This is a genomic window from Streptomyces sp. NPDC058001 (assembly GCF_042886315.1).
GTDB lineage: Bacteria > Actinomycetota > Actinomycetes > Streptomycetales > Streptomycetaceae > Streptomyces.
Map to the genome: position 1 here is coordinate 1 of NZ_JBHVQT010000030.1, position 1,533 is coordinate 1,533.

At 63.3% G+C, this 1,533-nt stretch carries 1 protein-coding gene; it reads left to right on the top strand.

From position 1 onward, the window contains the following. Positions 1-849 precede the first annotated feature (849 nt). A complete protein-coding gene (locus tag ACFVT5_RS42890; RefSeq protein ID WP_389899674.1) occupies positions 850-1,413 on the top strand; it encodes a hypothetical protein in 564 nt (187 codons plus the stop codon). The last annotated feature ends 120 nt before the right edge of the window (positions 1,414-1,533 follow it).

Here is a 1,533-nt window from a genome sequence, read left to right on the forward strand (position 1 = left end):
GGTCTGCTCCGCAGACACGACGCGCCGCCGCTACGCGGCGGACCCCAACTCCCTTGCTCCGCAAGGGAGTTGTTGGATCGTCACTCCGTGACGATCGGACGGATTTCTCCGAAACCCGTCCGGGGATTTCGCTCCGCGAATTCCCGAAAGCGCCACCTACAGAACGCCGCTGGCTTCCTGATGATCGGTCAATATCCTTGAGAACCATTCATATTCCAAATACACATTTCCCTGAGAATGGGTATGCTTGAATTCCCTTCCTGAGTCCTGGGGTTAATCCATCCTCAGTTCCCTGAATTCCCAGTTGAATTATGCATGGTGAGAATACGCCGAACGGGTCTTTCCGGCACCCCGTGGCCGGAGACCACGCCAAAGGTGGACGACCCAACCTGACTACTCCCAGGCCGTGCCCGCAGGCCCGAGTGGCAACCGCCACCCCACCCACCCCGGAGCCGACAGGCCCGTGTCCACACCGACCCAGCGCGGCGGCCCCGCCGACGCGCAACACAACCCCACACCGCCCTGATCCTCGAAGCCGTCACCACCACCCGCCCCGCCCCCATTCCTCACTCTCCTTCAACCGGCGCGGAAAAGTGGCAGCAGAGGGGATGTCAGATCTCCGACCATGCGCGGGAACCTTGGTTGACCTGCGGATGCAACACCCCTTCCTGAGAGGCTCGCGCAAGAGATGTTGCAAGAGAGGGGCGCAGGAGTAGCCGCAGGAGAAGGCGCAAGAGATGTTGCAGGCTTCGGTGTTTCGGGGGCCTGTACAGGCGAGGTGGTGTATTATTCATTTTGAGTTCAAGCGGCAACTTGACTCAGGCTCAATCACCAACACAAGGAGCTCCCTTGGACACGGAAACCGTCAACGCGGTAAGCCGGCTCACGATCCACCTTGCGGGAGAGCATGAGACCGACGCTCATATCGGTGTGACGTTCATTCCCCTTCTCAAAGTCCCGCCAGCCATCATCGAATTCCGGCACCCTACAGGCGCGCTCGTTTGGTGGGAAGGCTGGTGCGAAGCAGCCGAAATGCTCGGCAGGATTTTCCCCGAGCAGGTAGACGCAGGTGAATTGCGCGAACCTGAACTGACCATCAATTCGTTTGTGATCCTGGACGACGCGCCCCGTCGCGCCAAGATCCGGGCCCGGAGTGCGACAGTCAGTCCGGACGGGATCGGCGCACTGTCCGTGACGGTGGGAGATCTGACGATCGCGTGCGCGTCGCGGGCCGCCGTCGAGTGCCAGGTGCGCGGGTGGCGCGAGGCGTACGAGGTGTTGGCCCTTGATGGCGGGTTCGGACTGCCGTCCGCCGACGAGGTGGCCGAGCGCGTACGGGCCGACCATGCCCGCCACGGGGTCACCGAGCTCTTGACTGCCGCCGAGGAGCAGCGGGCAAGCCGGACGCGGTGACATGCCCCAGGGGGCGGCCGAACGGCCGCCCCCTCTCCCAGAGTCCAGCCATCAGAGAAGAGGACAGCGTGACCGCCACAGGACCGATCAGCCGGGGGCAGCGGGTACGGGTCGAGCGTC